The sequence below is a fragment of the uncultured Intestinimonas sp. genome (assembly GCF_944387245.1).
Taxonomy (GTDB): domain Bacteria; phylum Bacillota; class Clostridia; order Oscillospirales; family Oscillospiraceae; genus Intestinimonas.
On sequence record NZ_CALXEE010000017.1, the window covers coordinates 18,475 to 35,750 of the forward strand.

Here is a 17,276-nt window from a genome sequence, read left to right on the forward strand (position 1 = left end):
GTCCCGCTGCAAAGTGCTCTTATTTACTCATCGGCCTCGGCGTCGTAGACGGTGCGGCTACCCTGAGCGGGGGCGCCGCCGCCGGCGGCAGGCTGCTGCACACCGGCCGCCGCCGCCCGGAACCGGGCACGGGAACGCTTGATCTCGTCGTAGGCTTCGCTGACGGCCTCCTCGGTACGGCGGAGGGCATCTTCACAGTACTCGTTGGCGGCCCGGCGCAGCTCCCGGCTGCGGTCCTCGGCCACCTTAATCATCTCGTTGGCCTTCTGCTTGGCCTGAGCGGTGAGCTCATCCTCAGCCAGCATCTGCCGTGCCTTCTCCTCAGCCTGCTTGCGGATAAGCTCTCCCTCCCGCTTGGCGGAGGCGATATAGTCCGCCCGGGCGGCCAGGAGTTTCTTGGCCTCACCCAGCTCCACAGGGAACTGAGCCTTGATCTCATCCAGCAGGTCCAGAGCCTTGTCCCGTTCAATGATGCACTTATCGCTGCTCAGGGGCACACCCTTCGCCTCGTCGATCATGGAAAAGAGCATATCCACCAATTCTTCTACGCCGGTCGCCATCAGACGTCCCTCCTGCTGTCGTTCATTTTCTTTTTCACGTCCTCGATGATCTCCCGCGGGATAAAGTCGGACAGCTCTACGCCGTAACGCACCATCTCTTTCACCACGGTGGAGCTCAGATAGGTATACTTCTCGTTGGAGGGCAGGAACATGGTGTCCACATTGGGGTTGAGCTTCCGGTTGACCACCGCCATCTGGACCTCGCTCTCAAAGTCGGACACGGCCCGGAGTCCCTTGACGATGACCCTGGCCCGGCGCTGCCTGGCGTACTCGGCCAGGAGTACCGAGGAGGCATCCACCTCCACATTGGGCAGCTGGGAGACCACCCGCCGGATGAGTTCCACCCGTTCATCCGGAGTGAAAAGCCCATTCTTCTGGGAATTGACCATAACACAGACAATAAGCTTGTCAAAACACAGCGCCGCGCGCTTGATGATATTCAAATGCCCCAGAGTGATAGGGTCGAAGCTGCCGGGGTAAATGGCGGTCTTCATGTCGTTTGCCCCCTAATGCGGGAATGGGCTCACACGTCCCTGCGGTAAACGGTGAGCTTAATCTTGCCATAGCGGTAGTCCTTCCCCTTTCGATAGGGCTCAGAAAGCGTGGGCAGGACGGTTTCCGCGGCACTTTCGCAGACCATTATACCATTTTCCGACAAGATGTCAATTCCCGCCGCCGTCTCCAGGGCTTTTTCCAGCAATCCACTGGCGTAGGGCGGGTCCAGGAGGATGAGGTCGAATTTCTCCCGGCAGCTGGTGAGAAAAGAGAGGTAGTCCCCCTGGATCACCTTGGCCCGGTCGGTGAAGCCGCACAGGGCCACGTTGTCCCGGATGAGAGCGGCGGCCTCCTTTCGCAGGTCCACAAAGGTGCAGCTGGCCGCGCCCCGGCTCAGGCACTCAATGCCCAGCTGGCCGGTGCCGCCGAAGAGGTCCAGCACCTTCCGACCCTCGATGTCAAACTGGATGATGTTGAAGAGAGACTCCTTCACCTTGTCGGTGGTGGGGCGGGTCTCTCTGCCCTGGAGCTCCTTAAGCTTCCGGCCCCGGGCCGTTCCTGTGATGACGCGCATGGCGTTCACCCTCCTTTTCGATGCTTCATTGCGGCAGCGGCCCCGCGCCGTCCCAGCGGTAGTGGGTGGCGGTGGCCTCCGGCACGTACAGATAGTCCCACTGGTGGTCGGTCTCCCGCATGTGCTCACTCGTCACGTTAAAATAGCGGTGGTGGCCCACCGAGTTGATGTTCCCGTTGCCCACAGTGGGGTCATCCCAGGTCACATCCACACAGTACCACTCCCCGTCCAGCTTCACCATGTTCCACGCATGGCTCTCCAGGGAGTCAAAAGCGGCCCCCACCACGGTAATGCACTCCACATCACACAGGTCCATGAGAAGCTGGAAGGTGGTGGAGTAGCCCAGGCAGTTGCCATAGCCCCCCACCAGGATGCCGTAGGGGTCCCGGTAGCCGGTACGGCCGCTGTGGACCGGGTTGTTGTGCACCGTCTGGTCGTAGCTGCCGTGCTCCACGATCCAGTCGTGGACGGCCAGCTCCTTCTGAAAGTCGGTCATATCCCCGGTGATGAGCTCCCCCAGCACCTCCCGGCATTTCTCCAGGATGGCGGCGTCCTTGTCGGAGAGCCCCTCCTCGTTGCCAGTCTCCCAGGCCGCCTTGATGGCAGAAGTGTCGTAGATCTCCATGTTGGCGTCGTTGGGCGCCACGAAAGGTACGAAACCGCTGATGTCAAGATCCGGGTTCAGGATGGGCCGTGGTGTGGCCTCCGGCGTCTCTGAGGGCCTCGGGGTGGGACTGGGTTCCGGCGTCGGAGTCGGAGTGGGCTCCGGCAGCTTCTCGGTCTCCGGCGCCATCACCGGGGTGGCCTCTGGCTCATCAGAGAACACAGGTAGGGTGGTCTCCTCTTCCACCGGCGGTGGAAGTTTCCCCGCCAGGCAGGCGTCAAAGGTCTCTTTTGCCGCCTCCGGGTCGTCGCAGACCAACAGGGCGGCATAGCTCCCCCGCTGGAGGACTACCGCCCGCTCCAGCCGGTCGGCTTCCTCCGGGGCGTAGCCGAAGAAGTCCCCCTGCCGCTCCAGCCGGTAGTTCTCCAACGTGTCCGCCGCTGTCTCCGCCGCCGCCTCGTCGGAGAGCAGCACCACGGTGATCTCCCGGGCGTCCATGCCGCCGGCGGTGTAGACCGCCCCATCCTCCCAGTCGGCCAGGCCGCAGAAGGCGGAGAGGTGGTCAGTGAGATCCTCTCCCTCCAGAACGGGCAGCCCGGCCAGGTCATCCTGACTTTCCACCACCGCACGGGCCAGCTCCGTCACCGTGACATCGGCGGGGGCGGGGGTGACCGTCTCCTGTCCGCCGCAGGCGGTGAGGGCAATGCACAGGCACAGGGCCGGCCAGAGGACTTTTTTTCCTGCTACGCTCATGGGATATCCTCCCCTGTTTCTGCCGCCGTTTGGGGATGAAAATGGTCGTAGACCGCCCGGGCAGTATTTTTGGGCACGGCCTCCTCCAGCGCCGCCAGTGAGGCCGCCTTAATGTTCTTGATGCTTTTGAAGTGCCGCAGCAGCTCGTTCCGCCGCTTCTCCCCCACCCCGGGAATCTGGTCCAGGGCGGAGCCCTTTACCCCCTTGGACTGCTGAAGGCGCTGGAACTCAATGGCGAAGCGGTGGGTCTCCTCCTGGATACGGCCCACCAGGGCAAAGACCGCCGGGATCTGTTGGATGCCGATCTCGCTGCCTGCCGGGTCCACCAGGGCCCGGGTGCGGTGGCGGTCGTCCTTTACCATACCGAAGACGGGGATGGAGAGCCCCGCCTCCTCCAGCACCCGGACGGCCACCCTGGCGTGGTTCTCGCCGCCGTCGATGAAGAGGAGGTCGGGCAGGTCGCCGAACTTCTCGTCTCCGTCCAGGTACCGGCGGAACCGGCGGGTGAGGACCTGCTCCATGGAACCGTAGTCGTCGGCGTGGACCATGTCCTTGAGCTTGAAGTGGCGATAATCCCGCTTCAGCGGCCGGCCGTCCACAAAGACGGTCATAGAGGCTACAATGTTGGTGTCCCCGGTGTTGGAGATGTCGTAGGCCTCGATCCGTTTGGGCGGTTGGTCCAGCCCCAGCATCTTCCCCAGGGCCTCCATGAGCTTGGACTGCCGCTCCTCACGGGAGGTGGCCCGCTCCACCTCCTCCACGGCATTCTTGTTGGCCAGGCGGATGAGATCCATCTTGGCCCCCCGCTGGGGGGTCATGAGGGCCACCCGGTGGCCGCAGGCCTCAGAGAGCATCCGGGTCACCGGCACCTCATCCTCGATGTCGCAGGGCAGCAGAATCTGCCTGGGCAGAGCGCCCCGCCCACCGTAGTACTGCTTTACCAGGGCGGAGACGGTGTCCTCTTTGGCCTCCTCCACCGGGGTCTCAATGAGATCCATGTCCTTGGCGGCCAGGTCGCCGTCCACAAAGTGGAGAACCACAAAGCAGCTCTTGGCCTCCCCCCGGTGGAAACCCACAACGTCGGTGTCGGACAGGCTCCCCGCCACCACCTTCTGCCGCTTGCCCAGCAGCTCCATGGCGGCGATGCGGTCCCGGAGCTCGGCGGCCCGCTCGAAGCGCAGCTCCTCGGCGGCCTGCTCCATCTCAACCCGGAGGTCATCACAGACCTCCTCGTACTTCCCCTCCAGGAGACGGATGGCCTGGTCAATGTTCTCCCTATAACGGCTTTGGTCCATTTCCGGGCGGCAGTAGCCGTCGCACTGGCCCATGCGGTAGTAGAGGCAGGGCCGCTCCTTGCCGATGTCCCGGGGAAATTTTTTCCGGCACTTGGGCAGGCGCAGGGCGGACTGGATGGCCTCGATGATGTCCTGGGTGGCACCCCGGCTGCCGTAGGGGCCAAAGTACCGGGCACCGTCCTCCGCCGGCCGGTTTGCCAGGGAAAACTTGGGGTATGCCTCCTGGACGGTGAGGCGGATATAGGGATAGCCCTTGTCGTCCTTCAGGAGGATATTGTACCGGGGCTGGTGGCGCTTGATGAGGGAGCACTCCAGCACCAGGGCCTCGAACTCGCTGTCGGCGATGATGACGTCAAAGTGGTCGATCTGGCTCACCATGGCCCGGGTCTTTTCCGTGTGGGAGGCCAGGTCGGCGAAATACTGGCTCACCCGGTTCTTGAGGGCCTTGGCCTTGCCCACGTAGATGACCTCGTTTTTGGCGTCCTGCATGATGTAGACGCCGGGCTTCAGCGGCAGGCTGTGCGCTTTTTCTTTCAGTTCGTCAAAGGTCAAAGGATAATCACCGCCTTGGGGCTAAATCATGGTCGGGGCAGCCGCCCGCCTCGCGTGAAATCGAATGCCCTGTACTGACTGCGGAGCAGTCGGTACAGCGAGCTTTGCGAGGACTTTCGCGGGCTGAAAGCCCACGAAAGTTACGGCATTTTAGGGCAATTCACTTGCCCCGAGGATGTGAAATCGACCCCCAGGGACCCAAAAGCGCCTGCGCTTTTGGGAACAGGCTGTGAGCCTTTTCTTTCAGTTCGTCAAAGGTCAAAGGAACATCACCGCCTTGGGGCTAAATCATGGTTTGGACAGCCTGCCGTTTGAGCGGCAGTATCAGGACCGGGTCAGCCTGCGTCGGTTCTTCTCCCAGAACCGACGCTGGTACTTCAGGTTTGCCATCTCGGTCACCCGCCGGCTGGTGGAGAAGTTGCTGGCGCCGCCCACCACGCCGATAAGGGTCATGCCCTGGAGGAATTTGGGCACCAACATGGCGCCGGCCAGGGCCTTGGCCGCCTCCCGCATCTGGGCCTCCAGGTCCACCCAGGGAGCCTGATCCCGATCCAAAAGCCTTCCCAGCTCGTCTGCCCGGGCGCTGTACGACTGCCGGTCATGACCGTCAGCCAAGGCGGCACACAGGACCAGCAGGATATAGGACCGCTCCCCTTTGGTGTCATAGGCAAATCCGTACCGCACTGCCGTGTGGTAGATGGCCCTGAGCAGGATGGACATGAGAATCGGTATGTCGGGCAGGCCCATACTCAGCAGCCCCAGGACACACCCCTCCGCCGTCGCCGCCGCCGTGGTCAGCGTCCCGCTGAGAACGGCGCTCCGGTGAAAGGCACCCATGCTTCTGGCCCCCGGCGCCTTTTTGATGGCATACTCCTTGAGATAGCGCTCTCCCAACAGCTTTCGCGTCGGGATGGTCCTCCCCAGCAGGCCGGTTCCTCGCTGAAACAGCACCTGAAAAGCGGTATAAAAGGCTGTATCCATGGTGTGGATCAGCTTATCCGGCACCCGCTTTTCCGCCCAGGACATAATACGCCCCTTCCGCCGGGCCGCATCCCGTCGGAACATTTGCTCCTCCCGGCGCCGGAGCCGCTCCAGCTGCCGGTCATATTCCCGTGACAGCTCACCCAAAGGTATCACTTCCATAAGATCAAAAAAAGCGCCGCATTGCGGCGCTTTTTCTGCAGAGATCGGGTTACTCCGAGAAGTTACTGGAGATCAGCTCGATGAGCGCCTCGACGGCTTCCTTCTCGTCGGGACCGTCCGCGATCAGGTTGATGGCGGTGCCCTTCACGATGCCCAGAGAGAGGACACCCAGCAGGCTCTTGGCATTCACCCTGCGCTCGTCCTTCTCCACCCAGATGGAACTCTTGAACTCATTGGCCTTCTGGATGAAAAATGTAGCCGGCCTAGCGTGGAGACCCACCTGATTGTTCACAACAGCCTCTTTGATATACAATTTGTGTTCCCCCCTCAAACAATGCAATGTTTGCATATCTAGCATACCAAATTTCGGTGAAACCGTCAATGACATTTTGCACAAATTCACGGAGATTCGCAAGGAAAATTCGCTCTTGTGCTCAGTGCGCCGTCAAAATAGACTCATTTTCCCCATTTCGCAGAAAAAACATGGCACTTTTATCCAGTTTTAGTCCTTCTCTCTCAAAAAGTCCTTTTTTGGAGAAACATTCAGCGCAGCTCCACCACAGTCACGCCGTCCTCACCCTCACCGAACCGGCCGGGACGGAAGGATTTGACGTACTTGCTCCGCTTCAGGTGGTCCCGCACCGCCTTGCGGACGGCACCGGTGCCCTTGCCGTGGATGACCGTCACCGTGTCCAGCCGGCCCATGACGGCGCTGTCCAGGAAGCGGTCCAGCACCAGCAGGGCCTCGTCGGTCATCATGCCCCGCAGGTCCACCTCGGGGGAGGCCCCCAGAGAGCGCAGCTTGTGCTCGGCCCGCTGGGCAATCTGGACGGCCTGCTTCTTGCCGCTATCGGCGTCCTCCACCACCCGGACCTCCTCCTGCTTGGCGGTAATCTTCAAAATGCCCGCCTGAAGCTGGAGGGAACCGTCCTTGTTGACGGAGATGACATTGGCCCGGGTGCCCATCTTCACCAGCTCCACCGTATCCCCCGCCTTGGCGGGTCGGGTGGGCGGCGGCGCCGGCAGGTCCTCATGGGACCCCAGGGCGTCCTCGGCCTCATTGAGCTGCCGGCGCAGGTCGGACCGCCGCTGGTTCTGCTCCAGCCAGTCGGCCTCCTTCTCCTGGCGGCGGCGCATCTCGTTGAGCTCGGCAAAGACCTTGTCGGCGGTGTCCCGGGCCTCCTGTATGATGGCACGGGCCTCGGCCTGGGCCTTCTCCACCGCCTTGGCCTTCTCCTTCTCCAGCTTCTCCCGGTACTCCCGGGCGGTCTTGGCCGACTCCTCCATCTCCCGTCGGAGCTTCCGGGCCTCGTCCTTCTCCTTCTCCATCTGCTGGCGCTGCCGGTCCAGCTGGGTGAGGACATCCTCGAAGCGGACGTTCTCGGCGTCGATGCGGGCGGCGGCCTTGTCGATGATGGCCTGGGGCAGCCCCAGGCGGCGGGAGATGGCAAAGGCGTTGGACTTGCCCGGCACCCCGATGAGGAGCTTATAGGTGGGGGCCAGAGTCTCCACATTAAACTCGCAGGAGGCGTTCTCCACCCCCTTGGTGGTCATGGCGTACACCTTCAGCTCGGCGTAGTGGGTGGTGGCGCACACCAGGGCCCCCCGCTCCCGGGCCGACTCAATGATGGCGGCGGCCAGGGCGGCGCCCTCCACCGGGTCGGTGCCCGCCCCCAGCTCGTCGAAGAGGATGAGGGAGCCAGGACCGCACTCCTCCAGAATGCCCACGATGTTTACCATGTGGGAAGAGAAGGTGGACAAACTCTGGGCAATGGACTGCTCGTCGCCGATGTCGGAGAGCACATGGTCAAAGACCACCACGGTGCTGTCGTCGTCGGCGGGGATGTGGAGGCCGCACTGGGCCATGAGGGTCAGCAGGCCGATGGTCTTGAGGGTCACCGTCTTGCCGCCGGTGTTGGGGCCGGTGATGACCAGGGTATCAAATTGGTCCCCCAGGTAGAGGTCGTTGGGCACCGCCTTCTTGGGGTCCAGCAGGGGGTGGCGGGCCTTCCGCAGGGTGATGCCCTTCTTGGCCAGCTTGGGCTCGGTGCAGCGCAGCTTATCCGACAGCCGGGCCCGGGCAAAGATGCAGTCGATGAGGACAAGGAGGTCGTAGTCCTGGGCGATGTCCTCCTTGTGGGCGGCGCACTCGGCGGAGAGTTCCCGGAGGATGCGCTCGATCTCCTTCTCCTCCCGGGACTGGAGCTCCCGCAGCTCGTTGTTGGTCTTGACCACCGCCATGGGCTCAATGAAGAAGGTGCCGCCGGAGCCGGACACGTCGTGGACCAGGCCGGGGATCTCGTTCTTGCACTCCGACTTCACCGGCACCACGTACCGGCCGGAGCGCATGGTGATGATGGACTCCTGGAGGTACTTGGCCTGGGAGGAGGAGATGAGCTTTTGGAGGATATCCCGGACCTTGGAGGAGGACGCCCGGATGTGCCGCCGGATATCGGCCAGTTCGGGGCTGGCGGCGTCGGCAATCTCCTCCTCGGAGAGGATGGACCCGCTGATCCGGTCCTCCAAATACCGGTTAGCCTGGAGGGAGGAGAAGAGGTGGTCGATGCAGGTCTTGGCGTTGCCCTCCCCGGTGGCGTACTCCTTGGCGGAGCGGGCGCAGCGCAGGAGGGCGGCGATGTCCAGCAGCTCCCGGGTGTTGAGGGCGCCCCCCATATCGGCCCGCTGGAGGGAGGCCGCCACCGGCCGGACACCGGAGAGGGGCGGGGTACCCCGGAGGACGATCATGGAGCAGGCTGCGGAGGTCTCCTTCTGGAGACGCTGGACGTCGTCGGGGTCGGTGTAGGGCCGCAGGGCCCGGCACCGGTCCTTGCCCTCCTCGGTGGCCGCCTGGGCGGCCAGCAACTCCAGCACCCTGGGCAGCTCCAGGGTCTGGATGGATTTTTCAAACAGATCGGTCATGGATGGTTCTCCTTGCAGGTTTTACGATGTATCAGAGCAGCTGGGCCCGGAGGGTGAGCACCGCCCGTCCCCCCACCCGGACCCGGACCCCGTCCGGCCCTTCGGTGAGGCGGCTGAGGATCTCGGAGGGCTTGCCCATCTTCTCCCCCTGAACAAAGCGGTTCTCTATCCCGGCGGAGATCCTGCCCCGGCGGTAGAGGTAGTAGGTCAGGGCGCCGTTGGAGGTGCCGGTGGCGGCCTCCTCGGGGATGGCATAGAGGGGGGCGAAGTTCCGGCAGTGGGCGGCGGCCTCCTCATTGAGGCAGGGCCAGAACATATGGACCCCTACCACACCGTAGCGCTTGGACAGCTCGGTAACGGCCCGCTCGTCCTGCTCGGCTTTCTCCAGGGCCGCCATACTGCTTACAGGCAGCAGGATATCCTGGAGGCCGGTGCTCACCACCATGGGGACAAAGCCCTCTGGGCAGTCCGTCGCGCTCAGGCCGTAGGCGGCGTAGAGCTCCGCCGTCTCCTCAGGGGAGAAGCTCCGGCCCTCCACCGGCGGTGCCATATCCATCCACACCGCCTGGTCGGAGACCTGGATGCTCAGCTCCCCCGCCAGGGTGGAGGCCCGGTAGGTGCCCGGCGCCAGGCCCTCGTCCTCCCGCAGAGTGGTGAAGGCAGCGATGGTGGCGTGGCCGCACAGGTCCACCTCCCCCTCCGGGGTGAAGTAGCGCAGGCGGAAGGAGTCCGGCCCGGTGGGCCGGACAAAGGCGGTCTCGGAGTGCTTGAGCTCGGCGGCCAGGGCCTGACAGAAGGCGGCGGTAAGTTCCGGCTCCTCCGGAGTCAGCAGAGCCACCCCCGCCTGATTGCCGGAAAAACGCTGGGTGGTAAAGGCGTCCACGATGTAGAGCTTCACGGCGCAGTACCTCCTGGTTGTTGTTGGGCCGCCGGAGCGGCGTCAGTGAGCTGATGATAAAAGTCCAGGGTGCGGAAGCCCCGGTCCAGCTGGGTGCGGAGGAAATCTTCACAGGCGGTGGACATTTTGGCCATGCCGGGGGCGTCCATGGGGAAGGAGAAGAGCCGCTTGGGGTCGCCGTACACCACATGGCGCATGGCGGCCAGACTGGTGGCGTCCAGGGTGCGGCTGGCGCCGTCCCCCAGGCCGCAGGCGGCGCAGTGGAGGACGCCCTCCTCGATGTCCAGACGGGGGTCCGCCGGCTCCTCCGCGCCGCAGACGGCGCAGGCGTCCAGCAGGGGCTCATAGCCCGCCACACAGAGGAGCTTGAGTTCGAAGGCCGCCTTCACCAATGGGAGGGGCTTTTTCAGCTTGTCCAGGGCATAGAGGGAGTTGAGCACCAGGGAAAGGAGGGCCTGGTCGGGTCGCCCCTCCTCGGCCACCGCCTCGGCCACCTCTGCGAAGTAGGAGCCCAGGGCCAGCTTATCCACATCGGAGCGCACCCCCCAGAAGAGCTCCAGAGGCTCGGCCTCGTTGAGAGTGAGCTTGTCCCGGTAGTCGAAGAGGGTCATGTCCGACCACACCAGTAGCTGGGCGGAGGCGGCCAGGGGGCTGTTCTTCCGGCGGCAGCCCCGGGCCTTCACCGTCCGCCTGCCCCCCTCCCGGGTGAGCACGGTAAGGATCTTGTCCGCCTCTTTGTAATTGGTCTCCCTGAGGATGAGTCCCTGGGTCTTGACGTGCATAGCATCACCTGTATGTAAGGGGCGCTGAACGCGCCCCTATGCGGTCTTTTCCGCCTCCTCCGCCTCCAGCAAAAGGCGGTAGAGGGCGTAGGCCTCCGGCAGTCCGGTGGCCAGAAAGAGTTCCCAAAGCATCTGACTGTTCACGATCCATCAGGCCCCCTTTAGGTCTAGGTTGCCTGATGCCATGACGGGCCATACGCGGTAAATTTTGTCCTTCGCCTATCCTATACCATCGTTTTACCGCTCCGAGGGCCGTCCCGCCAAAATCTTGTGACGGTTATGCGCCGCTGTTATATCCCATATCCCGGAACCCATATCGTGGGATTCATTATAGCATCAAACGCCCCCATCCGCAAGGCACAATGCGCTCTCGTCCCCGCTCAATCATCGGTCTGCGCACCGTCTCCGGTCCCGTATTGACATCCGGCTGGACGTATCGTATAACTGGGTTATGAAAAAGCCGAGATTTCTGTGAGATTGCCGCGCCGATGCCGTGTATATGGATAGAAGGGCCCATCCGAAAAGGAGGGAGCTTATGGAGGACAGCCTGATCGTGCAGCTGTACTGGGACAGAGCCCAGGAGGCCATCCCGGCCACATCGGAGAAGTATGGAAACTACTGCGGAGCCATCGCCTGGAACATCCTGGGCAGCCAGGAGGATGCCGAGGAGTGCGTCAACGACACCTGGCTGAGGGCGTGGAACTCCATGCCGCCCCACAAGCCGTCGCTCCTCTCCGCCTTTCTGGGCAAGATCACGCGGAACCTGGCCTTTGACCGTTTTTCCTTCCTCCGGGCGGAAAAGCGGGGTGGCGGCGAGCTGCCCGCCGTTCTGGAGGAGCTGGGAGAGTGCGTTTCCGGGACTGGCGACGTGGAGCGGGCTGTGGATGAGTGGGAGCTGGCACGGGCCATCGACGACTTCCTGGCCGCATTGCCGCCAGCCAAGCGAGATGTCTTCATCCGCCGGTACTGGTACACGGAGCCCATCTCCGCCATCGGCAGGCGCTATGGCATGCGGGACGGCGCCGTGTCCATGACCCTCAGCCGCCTGCGGCAGAAACTGCGCATCCACCTCATGGAAAGGGGGTTTGAACCGTGAAAAGGGAAACCCTCTATCGGGCCATCGGAGGCATCGACATGAAGTGGGTGGCAGAGTCGGAAGGCCCTCGGAAGAAGAAACGCGCCCGGGCCAGGTGGGGCGCTCTGGCCGCCTGTCTCTGCCTCCTGGCCGCAGCGCCCCTTCTCCTTTGGGCGCTGAACACATTCCCGTTTTCTCCCTTCCCAGCGGGGGGCGGGAGCGCTCCGCCGAACATCACCATCGACGGCAGGACATTTTGCGTCTCCTCCCATGTGTTCGTCTCCTCCGAGCTGCCCGACGGTTTCTCGCTTGCGGGGGAGATCACTGTGGCGGATTCGGGGCTTGGAGATTGTCCGTACTATTTGAACCCGGACATCCCGGAGTGGGTGTATGTGTACCATGAGGTCAACACCGACGGAACTCTTGACGCCTTGGGCCACTTAAACCGGACAGAGCCCCATAAGGCCTATGTGCGCTACGTTGACCAGCAGCTGCGGGGTAAGGGCTTGCTCTGCTATCAAGGGGATCTCTATATCTCCATGTGGAGTGCTGACTACTATGGGGACGATCCCGATGTCTCTGAAGCGTATTACGATGAAATGGAGGAAAGATTCGGGGCCAGAATTGACGGCGATGCTCCGGACGGCTTTGTATCCGTCGGGATCGCAACCTTTTCCGGCGATGACACCATCCCGACCGGGACCCTCTCCAGCAACCAAGGCCAGGCGGAGGTGTATTGTTCCCCCAATGAGCTGGACGTAGCTCTGATCAGGACCCATTGGTTCACCTCTACAAAGGAGGAGGGCGGAGAGACCAGACACGAGGGATTTGACGTCTATATCCGCTATGACGCCCCTTTTGAATGATACCCCAAGTCTTTGTCCCCATAAAAAGGAAGGAGCCCTGGCGCTGGCACGGCCAAGGCTCCTTCCCTATTTTTTGCGAGTAAACTGGCTCCAAGCGGCGTCTGTGCCAGGTCAGTCCTCCCGGTAACCAACATCGTGGATGAAATTCAGGTTATCACGCCAGCTTGCCCCACGGAATGTCCCATTCCGCGGGGACCCCGAATTTCATTTCAATTCCTCGGGGCAAGTGAATTGTCCCTGCGGCAAGGTCCGGGCCATGTGGACCGGAAATTTGGACGCGCCGGACGGTGCGGCGCGCCTGCACGCGCAAGAAAACTGGCCTTGACGGTGTATGTGCCCCGTCAGTCCTCCCGGTAACCAACGTCGTGGATGAAATTCAGGTTATCACGCCAGTTTTCTTTGACCTTTACCCAGGTTTCCAGGTAGACCTTGGTGCCCATGAAGGCCTCGATGTCTTTCCGGGCCAGGGAGGAGATCTTTTTCAGCATGGCGCCGTTCTTGCCGATGATGATGCCCTTGTGGCTGGCCTTCTCACAGAAGATGGTGGCATCGATGTCGATGATGCCGCTGTCGATGCGCTCGGAGAACTTGGTGAGCTCCACCGCCGTGCCGTGGGGGATCTCCTTGTCCAGGCACAGGAGGAGTTTTTCCCGGATGATCTCGGCGCACACCTGCCGCTCGGGCTGGTCGGTGACCATGTCCTCTGGGAAGAGCTGGGGGCCTTCGGGTAGATAGGCCGCCAGGAGGTCCAGCAGCTCCTCCACCCCCTCGCCGGTCTTGGCGGAGATAGGGACGATGGCCTGGAAGTCATGGACGGCCTGGTAGGTCTGCATAACGGCCAAGAGCTTCTCCTTCTCCACCGTATCGATCTTGTTGATGACCAGCACCGCGGGGACACCCAGACCCTTGATGCGCTCGATGAGCTCGGCCTCGGGGGCGCCCACATTGGGGATGGGCTCCACCAGCAGGAGCACGGCGTCCACATCGGCCACACTCTCCTTCACCACTCCCACCATATACTCGCCCAGCCGGGTCCGTGCCTTGTGGAGGCCGGGGGTGTCCATGAACACATACTGGCACTCCCCCCGGTTGACGATGGCGCAGATGCGGTTCCGGGTGGTCTGGGGCTTGTTGGTTACGATGGCGATCTTCTCTCCCACCAGGGCGTTGGTCAGGGTGGACTTGCCCACATTGGGCCGGCCCACAATAGAGATCATGCCGGATTTTTTGATTTCCATAGGTGATCCTCAACTTTCTTGAGCATTTTATCTTTTTTGTTTATGATACTGTTTCAGTCCCGGGAGATCCCCAGGCTGTTCAAAATGGCTTCCTCTCGGGCCCGCATCTGGCGTTTCTGCGGGCCCTCGTCCATGTGGTCGTAGCCCAGCAGGTGGAGCACCGAGTGGACGGCCAGATAGGCCACCTCCCGCTCGGTGCCGTGGCCGTACTCCTCCCCTTGGGCCCTGGCCCGCTCCAGGGAGATCACCATGTCTCCCAGAGGCACCAGACCGGTCTCCGGGTCGGCGTCGGCATCATCGGTGGGCGGCTCGCCGGGGGCGAACTCAAACATGGGAAAGCTGAGCACGTCGGTGGGGCGATCCACCTCACGCTGCTCCAGATTGATCTGGTGGATGCCCGCGTCGTCGGTAAGGAGCACATCCACCTCACAGGGGACGGTCACCCCCTCGGCCTCCAGGGCCGCCGGTATGACCCTGCCCAGCAGCGTCTCCCAGGCTCCGGTATCCTCCTCCAGCTCCGACTCGATGATGATGCTGTGCTCCGTGCTCACGGGTCTTCTCTCCTCTCTTGCGGTCACTTCCGCTTGCCCTCCTCGGACTTGCGGCGGTGCTCATCCTCCTCGTAGGCCTTGATGATGCGCTGGACGATGACGTGGCGGACCACGTCGGCACCGCTGAGCTTGCAGATGGCGATGTCCTCCACGCCGTTGAGCACCCGCATGGCCTCCTTCAGGCCGGAGACGGTGTCCTTGGGCAGGTCGATCTGGGTGACGTCGCCGGTGATGACAATCTTGGAGCCGAAGCCCATGCGGGTGAGGAACATCTTCATCTGTTCTCTGGAGGTGTTCTGGGCCTCGTCCAGGATGATGAAGGAGTCGTCCAGGGTGCGGCCCCGCATATAGGCCAGGGGGGCCACCTCGATGTTGCCCCGCTCCAGGTACTTGTTATAGGTCTCCGCCCCCAGCATGTCAAAGAGGGCGTCGTAGAGGGGCCGCAGGTAGGGGTCCACCTTGCTCTGGAGGTCGCCGGGCAGAAAGCCCAGCCGCTCCCCCGCCTCTACGGCGGGCCGGGTGAGGATGATGCGGTTGACCTGCCCCGCCCGGAAGGCGGCTACGGCGGCGGCCACCGCAAGGTAGGTCTTGCCGGTGCCCGCCGGGCCGATGCCCAGGGTGATGGTGTTCTCCTTGATGGCGTCCACGTACCGCTTCTGGCCCAGGGTCTTGGGCTTGATGGGCTTGCCCTTGGCGGTGACGCAGAGCACGTCCCGGGCCATCTGGCCGATCTTGTCCTCCTGGCCGGCCTTCACCAGCTGGAGGATATAGCGCACGTTCTGTTCATTGATGGGCTCCCCCCGGCCGGCAAGCTCCAGCAAGCCCTGAATGGCCTTGACGGCGTACATCACCGACTCGGCCTCGCCGGACACCTTCAGGCTGCCGTCCCGGTTCACCACCGACACGTCCAGTTCCCGCTCGATGATACGGATATTCTCGTCAAAGGAGCCGAAGAGGGCCGCGGCCTCCTCCAGACGCTCCACGTTGATGGTCTGTTCGATCAAATTCCTTCGCTCCTTGCACGTCCCCGGGGTCTACCCCTCCTGGGTCCCCGGGATGATCTCCCCCACCTGGCCGGCAAAGGTCACCTCACGGCCGATCTGCTCCCGGCACCGGGCCTTCAGGGTCACGGTGAGCAGGCCGTCCCCCTCCCGGACAGAAAAGGAGGTGGACAGGACGCTGCCATCTTCCCCAATGAGCTCCTCCAGCCGCTCCAATAGCCGCTCCTCCAGCAGAGCCTGAGCTGCTGCCGTCTGAATGGCGGCGGGCTGGGTCTCATAGGCCCGATATTCCGTCTTCACCAGGGCCAGGGGCATCTCCCGGCCACCGGGAAGGGTGAGGATGTGGGTCGTAGTCATTTTATCATAACCAGCTGTGGAAATACTACCCTTTCCAAAAAAATTCACCGTGTGGCCCAGGAGCGTGAGGCTCCACGCCGTCTCCTCCTCCCCGGTATAGACCTTCGTGTGGGCCTCCAGGGGGATGCAGGCCTCCAGGGTGCGGTAAGTGGAGGCCCAGACGTTTCCCCGGGCGTGGACCAGCCGCTGCCCGGCGTCCACAGTGGCATATTTGGGCTCCTTCAGGTCCACTACCCCGCTGATGACCACCTCCCCCGCCAACACCGCCTGACCCTCCTGGAAGAGGGCCTGCCCCTCCAGCACCTCCACGTCCTCCAGGACGCCGTCGGCGGCGGCCACAATGTGGGCGGGGGTGGTCTCGTCCCGGAGCTCCGGCGCCAGGCTGCGCTCCCGGACCAGCACCTCCGCCCGGGTGCCGTGGAGGTTTACCGACATCCAGGAGAGGCCCTCGATGCGGCTGAGGGATTCCTGGCTGATCCGCCGCAGGTCCAGCCCCGGACCGTAGGCCCCGGGGCGCACCCCCTGCCGGGAGAGCTCCGCCAGGATGACGGCGGAGGGGACGGTCTCATTGCCGGAGACCTCCACGGTGAGGATGAATTGGGAGAGGACACACACCGCTGTCAGTGAGAGTGCCAGTCCTACGAGCAGGGCGTACCGGTGCCGGAAACCGGCCAGGAAGAAGGGCATTCCCCTCCGCCCCTTGGCCCTGGCCTCGCACTGGACCTTCTCTGCCAGCGCCCGCACCTTCCGGGCATCCCGCCGGGCCACCTTCAGCTCCAGGGTCTGGGTGTCCAGCCAGACCAGGCCCCAGAAGCCCACTCCGTTCTGGGCGCAGAGATTCAGAAACCGCTCGGGGAAGGGCCCACAGACGGTGAAACACACGCTTCCCCGGAGAAAATTGACGATAAACTGCATATACGCTCCCCCGTTTTCAGGTCAGATCCACCCCGGCGATCTCCCCGGTGATAAGGAGCTCCGAGGCGTTCATGGCCCGCAGGGTCAGGCCGCTCCCCCGAACCTTGATGATGAGCTTCCCGCCGCTGATGTGAATCTCGTCGGTGCCGTAGGCCAGGATGCCCCGGTGGTTCTCCATCCGCAGCTGGTGGTCCCCCAGCAGCTCCACCCGGGGCAGCCCTGCCACCACGTCCCCCGGCAGGTCAAAGACCTCCGCCGTCTTTTCCAGCAGGCTCTCCCTGCGCTTCTTCTCCATGGCGCCTCCCCCTTTTGGGCTATGTGTATGAAAAAAGACCGCCCGCCTTGCCTGTCCCAGGCAAAGTGGGCGGTTTGAGGCTGTCGACAAAGTCGACAGCCTCTCTCAAAAATGCAAGCATTTTTTCGAAGAGATGCAGGCCGCCACGTCGTCGGGGCAAAGTCCGCTCCACTCCGTTTCCGCCTGGCGGCGAAAACTGCGCTGGGCTCCCTTGCCCCTCCTCTCCCAAACGAACCCGCTTCGCTGGGCTTCGTTTGGGTCCCGTATTTCCACACGCGCGGCCTGCGCAGTGTTTTTTCCGCCGCACATGTCGCCGGGAAAAACAGATTCCATTTCATTCCGTCATCCACGGATGACGGAACTCTGCGAGGCTCTCGCACAAATTTTGAAGCATTTCTACTTT

Annotated in this window: 17 protein-coding genes; 2 read left to right on the plus strand and 15 right to left on the minus strand. The window is 63.0% G+C overall.

Annotated features, from left to right (window positions below; translation table 11 throughout):
* Nucleotides 1-23 precede the first annotated feature (23 nt).
* The 10 genes from Q0K15_RS04010 to recO form a co-directional block, all read right to left on the minus strand.
* Nucleotides 24-560, minus strand: a complete 537-nt coding sequence (locus Q0K15_RS04010) for a hypothetical protein (RefSeq protein WP_294512529.1) — start codon at nt 558-560, stop codon at nt 24-26.
* Nucleotides 560-1,054, minus strand: a complete 495-nt coding sequence (gene coaD, locus Q0K15_RS04015; protein ID WP_130849334.1) for a pantetheine-phosphate adenylyltransferase — start codon at nt 1,052-1,054, stop codon at nt 560-562. The genes Q0K15_RS04010 and coaD overlap by 1 nt, the downstream gene beginning before the upstream one ends.
* 29 nt (nt 1,055-1,083) lie before the next feature.
* Entirely contained in the window at nt 1,084-1,638 is a 555-nt protein-coding gene (gene rsmD / locus Q0K15_RS04020; RefSeq protein ID WP_294512534.1) for a 16S rRNA (guanine(966)-N(2))-methyltransferase RsmD, read from the minus strand.
* Nucleotides 1,639-1,654: 16 nt separating this feature from the next.
* Nucleotides 1,655-2,986: a DUF4358 domain-containing protein gene (locus Q0K15_RS04025; protein ID WP_294512537.1), complete on the minus strand. Its 1,332-nt coding sequence runs from the start codon at nt 2,984-2,986 to the stop codon at nt 1,655-1,657.
* Nucleotides 2,983-4,833: an excinuclease ABC subunit UvrC gene (uvrC, locus tag Q0K15_RS04030; RefSeq protein ID WP_294512540.1), complete on the minus strand. Its 1,851-nt coding sequence runs from the start codon at nt 4,831-4,833 to the stop codon at nt 2,983-2,985. The genes Q0K15_RS04025 and uvrC overlap by 4 nt, the downstream gene beginning before the upstream one ends.
* Before the next feature lie 324 nt (nt 4,834-5,157).
* Complete coding sequence (locus Q0K15_RS04035) at nt 5,158-5,961, minus strand: EcsC family protein (protein ID WP_294512563.1); 804 nt, start codon at nt 5,959-5,961, stop codon at nt 5,158-5,160.
* A gap of 64 nt (nt 5,962-6,025) precedes the next feature.
* A complete protein-coding gene (locus Q0K15_RS04040) occupies nt 6,026-6,289 on the minus strand; it encodes an HPr family phosphocarrier protein (RefSeq protein WP_033116234.1) in 264 nt (87 codons plus the stop codon).
* A 230-nt stretch (nt 6,290-6,519) separates the two neighbouring features.
* Nucleotides 6,520-8,895, minus strand: a complete 2,376-nt coding sequence (locus Q0K15_RS04045; RefSeq protein WP_294512573.1) for an endonuclease MutS2 — start codon at nt 8,893-8,895, stop codon at nt 6,520-6,522.
* A 31-nt stretch (nt 8,896-8,926) separates the two neighbouring features.
* A complete protein-coding gene (locus Q0K15_RS04050) occupies nt 8,927-9,793 on the minus strand; it encodes a PhzF family phenazine biosynthesis protein (RefSeq protein WP_294512576.1) in 867 nt (288 codons plus the stop codon).
* Nucleotides 9,790-10,575 carry a DNA repair protein RecO gene (gene recO, locus Q0K15_RS04055; protein WP_294512580.1) on the minus strand — a complete coding sequence of 262 codons (786 nt, stop codon included), beginning with the start codon at nt 10,573-10,575 and terminating at the stop codon, nt 9,790-9,792. Before recO ends, Q0K15_RS04050 begins: the two co-directional genes overlap by 4 nt.
* A gap of 535 nt (nt 10,576-11,110) precedes the next feature.
* Between recO and Q0K15_RS04060 the strand changes: the two genes are divergently transcribed.
* Together Q0K15_RS04060 and Q0K15_RS04065 are read left to right on the plus strand one after the other, a co-directional pair.
* The gene (locus Q0K15_RS04060) at nt 11,111-11,671 is read left to right on the plus strand and encodes a sigma-70 family RNA polymerase sigma factor (protein WP_294512583.1); all 561 of its coding nucleotides are present in this window, start codon (nt 11,111-11,113) and stop codon (nt 11,669-11,671) included.
* Complete coding sequence (locus Q0K15_RS04065; RefSeq protein ID WP_294512586.1) at nt 11,668-12,516, plus strand: hypothetical protein; 849 nt, start codon at nt 11,668-11,670, stop codon at nt 12,514-12,516. Before Q0K15_RS04060 ends, Q0K15_RS04065 begins: the two co-directional genes overlap by 4 nt.
* 341 nt (nt 12,517-12,857) lie before the next feature.
* Here Q0K15_RS04065 and era read toward each other — a convergent pair whose 3' ends face one another.
* From era to Q0K15_RS04090, 5 genes are read right to left on the minus strand one after another with little or no spacing between them, the layout of a single operon-like run.
* Nucleotides 12,858-13,754 carry a GTPase Era gene (era, locus tag Q0K15_RS04070; RefSeq protein ID WP_294512589.1) on the minus strand — a complete coding sequence of 299 codons (897 nt, stop codon included), beginning with the start codon at nt 13,752-13,754 and terminating at the stop codon, nt 12,858-12,860.
* Between the two features lie 53 nt (nt 13,755-13,807).
* Nucleotides 13,808-14,305, minus strand: a complete 498-nt coding sequence (ybeY, locus tag Q0K15_RS04075; RefSeq protein ID WP_294512592.1) for an rRNA maturation RNase YbeY — start codon at nt 14,303-14,305, stop codon at nt 13,808-13,810.
* A gap of 23 nt (nt 14,306-14,328) precedes the next feature.
* Nucleotides 14,329-15,309: a PhoH family protein gene (locus Q0K15_RS04080; protein WP_294512595.1), complete on the minus strand. Its 981-nt coding sequence runs from the start codon at nt 15,307-15,309 to the stop codon at nt 14,329-14,331.
* A gap of 30 nt (nt 15,310-15,339) precedes the next feature.
* Complete coding sequence (locus tag Q0K15_RS04085; protein WP_294512597.1) at nt 15,340-16,578, minus strand: sporulation protein YqfD; 1,239 nt, start codon at nt 16,576-16,578, stop codon at nt 15,340-15,342.
* Nucleotides 16,579-16,594: 16 nt separating this feature from the next.
* The gene (locus Q0K15_RS04090; RefSeq protein WP_130849322.1) at nt 16,595-16,873 is read right to left on the minus strand and encodes a YabP/YqfC family sporulation protein; all 279 of its coding nucleotides are present in this window, start codon (nt 16,871-16,873) and stop codon (nt 16,595-16,597) included.
* Nucleotides 16,874-17,276 lie beyond the last annotated feature (403 nt).